We start from the raw sequence: 3,034 nt of genomic DNA on the forward strand, positions 1-3,034 counted from the left end.
CGCCTCCGGCCCCGCCGGCGAGTTGGTCGCCGTGGCCGACCACGTCGAGCGGGCCCGGCGCGCCGCTCAGCTACTCGTCGCTTTGGGGCGTGCGGGCGAGGGCGCGGCGACCGAGGAGCTCGGCCTGTACGGACTGCTGTTCAGCGAGGTCGACGCGGAGGACGTCACGCAGTTCATCGACCGCAACCTCGGGCCGGTCCGAGATCATGACCGCGACCGGGGCAGCGCCCTCATGGAGACCCTGAGCGCCTGGTTCGCCGCCGACGCCAGCCCCTCCGCCACCGCCGACCGGCTCTACATCCACGTCAACACCGTCTATCAGCGACTCGACCGGCTGGACTCGGTTCTCGGCGACGGGTGGCGCCGCGGTGATCGCGCGATGGAGCTCCGCTTGGCGCTGCGGATGTGGGAGCTCCGCGGCGCCTGAGCGTGCTCAACCTGAGCGCATGCCGAGACCTGATTTAGTGTCCAGGTAACCCCGCGGACACATCACGATTCACGTCCAGAACATGAGAGTGCCGTCATAACGGCAGTTGACGTTGATATTTGGGCGCGATTCGCGGAAATGTGAGTTTGTAGACAGAAGTGACATTTCCGTTTGCTACTGGCGAGTAGATAAACGATAATAAATGCGATGCGTCAACAACCTGCGTTGGCGACGACCCTCACCTACGCCAGAAAGGCCCACCCATGAGCACCACGCCCACCCCCGCCCGGACCGCGCCGAAGCAGAACCGCCGCAAGAAGGCCCGGGCCATCATGGCCTCGGGTCTGGTGCTGGGCGTCGGCGCCGCCGTGACGCTGGCGGCCTGGTCGGACACCGCGTGGGGCGTGAGCGAGTTCGGCACCACGGGCAGCGACTTCAACATCCAGGCCCACTTCAACGCCGCCGAGGGGTGGAACGAGTTCGTGACCAAGGACAAGGCCGGCACCATGCAGTTCGGGCCCGCCTCCAAGGCGCTCGTCCCGGGCGTGCCCGTCTACCAGCTGGTGGGCCTGCGGGAGAACAAGGGCAACCTCGGCGCCAACGTCACGATCTCGCAGCAGAGCGTCGCCACCAACGCCCTGACCAGCAAGGTCGCCGTCTCGATCGCCGAGCTCGGTGGTGGCTCCACCCCGCCGTCCACCTGCTCGTCGGCCGCCACCAACTTCACGACGGTGGGCACGCTCGCCGCTCCCACGACCCGCACCACGCGGGTGGAGAAGAACGCCTACACGTGGCTGTGCTTCCGCGCGCAGCTCGACGGCAGCGCGGGCCTGGACTCGGCCGGCATCGCGCCCGCCCCCGTGTACTGGACCTTCGACGCCCAGAGCGACGACGCCTGACCGCGCCTCGACCTTCCGACCCGAGACCGGCGAGCAACTCACGAGAGGTGACGGCCATGCAGACCGCAGCACACGCGCCCCACAGCGGAAACGCGGGTCGACCCGCGGGAGCGCACCGCGCACCCGGTCGGTCGGTCGGCTCCTACCTCGCCGGCGGGTTGGCCAACCTGCTCGCCGCGGGTGGCGTGGTGGCGGTCGGGCTCGTGCTCGCGGCGGTGACGATGAACATCACCCTCATCATGTTCAAGACCGGGTCCATGTCCCCCACGATCCCCGCGGGCTCGGTCGCAGTGGTCAAGCAGATCGGTGCGGACGAGATCCGGGTGGGGGACGTGGTCACCGTCGACAGGCCCGGCCGGCTGCCCGTCACCCACCGGGTGATCGAGGTCCACCCGCAGGCGCCGGGTGAGGCGCTCATCCAGATGAAGGGGGACGCGAACCCCAACCCCGACCCGGGGATGTACCGGGTGGAGAGCGTGCGCAAGGTGCTGTGGTCGGTGCCCGGCCTCGCGAACGCGATCGTCTGGGCCGGCAACCCGCTGGTCCTGGGCTCGATCACCCTGCTCGCCGCGGTCGGTGTCCTGTGGACCTTCTGGCCCGGGCGCGACGAGGCCGAAGCGGTGGCCGAGGACGAGGACGACGACGAGGTCGCACGGTGACCGGTCTGCAGCGTCCGGTGCGCGCGCTCATGGCCATGCTCGGGGCCCTCGCCCTGGTCATGACGACGGCGCTGGCCGTGGGCACCATTCGGCCCACCGAGGCGGCGTGGGCCGACCGGGCGATGGGAGCCGCCGAGTTCGGGGCGAGCCCTGACGGCGGCAGGAACTTCGCCCGGTCCGCCGCCGGCTACGGCGCACTCAAGCCGTGGCTCTCCGGGGCGAGTGCTATCGGTTCGGTCCAGAGAGAGGTCACGCCCTCCACCACCTGGATCGCGCGCTCCGCCAGCCCCAGCAGCTGGAGCACCGAGTCGGTGGGCACCTTCCTGAGCTCGGTGCGGGCCAGCGCCGAGACGCGCACATGCGCCCGGCGCGACAACCGTCAGCCGGACGACTGCCGACCGCTTCCCGATCAACCGGAGGCCGGGGCGGCGGCGAGTCACGCCGTGTCCCAGGTCCGGAACGTCGATGCATCGGCCCTGGCGCTCCTCGTGAGAGTGCCGCTCGTCCGGACCTCGTCGACCCCCATCACCGCCACCGCGTCGTGCACTCCGGGCGAGATCGGGCGAGCCGGGCTCGCGGGAGACCCGGTGACGATCGGCGGCAACCTCTTCGACTCCGGTGATCGTGTCCAGATCCCCGCACCGGGGCGGCAGACCACCTTTGTCAGAGACATCGGCCTGTACACCTACCACGGCGTCCTCCAGCACCATCACGTGGTGTCGAACGGGTACGCGATGTCGCAGCTCCGCCTGTACGTGGAGGCGTCCGGGGATGTCCTGGGGTCGCAGCCCTGGGTCCTGCACATGGTGCTGGCGCACGCCGAATGCGGTGCCTCCCGGTCCGTGACCAGCGCACCCGTCCGGCCCGACGTGTCCTGGCCGGCTCCGCTCCCCGAGCAGTCCGCCCGGATGATGTCGATGCGCGCGGCCGCGGTCAGCGAGTCAGTCGCCACCGAGGGGGAGCCCGGCCGGCCCGTCGAGGCCGAGCCCGGTCAGTCCGTCGAGGGCGAGCCCGGCCAGACCGTCGAGGCCGAACCCGGTCAGCCTCCC

At 70.4% G+C, this 3,034-nt stretch carries 4 protein-coding genes; all 4 read left to right on the forward strand.

Going from position 1 to position 3,034, the window contains the following annotated elements; genetic code table 11:
• Positions 1–427 (forward strand): PucR family transcriptional regulator (locus G6026_RS13575; protein WP_182613474.1); only part of this gene is annotated, 427 nt, incomplete at its 5' end.
• 263 nt (positions 428–690) lie between these two features.
• Positions 691–1,326, forward strand: a complete 636-nt coding sequence (locus G6026_RS16990; protein WP_197431426.1) for a SipW-dependent-type signal peptide-containing protein — start codon at positions 691–693, stop codon at positions 1,324–1,326.
• Between the two features lie 56 nt (positions 1,327–1,382).
• Entirely contained in the window at positions 1,383–1,985 is a 603-nt protein-coding gene (locus G6026_RS13585; RefSeq protein WP_182613475.1) for a signal peptidase I, read from the forward strand.
• A partial coding sequence (locus tag G6026_RS13590; protein ID WP_182613476.1) for a hypothetical protein occupies positions 1,982–3,034 on the forward strand: 1,053 nt, incomplete at its 3' end. The genes G6026_RS13585 and G6026_RS13590, both read left to right, overlap by 4 nt.

Origin of the sequence: Dietzia sp. DQ11-38-2 (assembly GCF_014145055.1) — a bacterium.
Lineage (GTDB): Bacteria > Actinomycetota > Actinomycetes > Mycobacteriales > Mycobacteriaceae > Dietzia.

Bases quoted from the DNA above. Each gene is read 5' to 3' on its own strand.
- G6026_RS13585 (WP_182613475.1), top strand. From the start codon at position 1,383: ATGCAGACCGCAGCACACGCGCCCCACAGCGGAAACGCGGGTCGACCC.
- G6026_RS16990 (WP_197431426.1), top strand. From the start codon at position 691: ATGAGCACCACGCCCACCCCCGCCCGGACCGCGCCGAAGCAGAACCGC.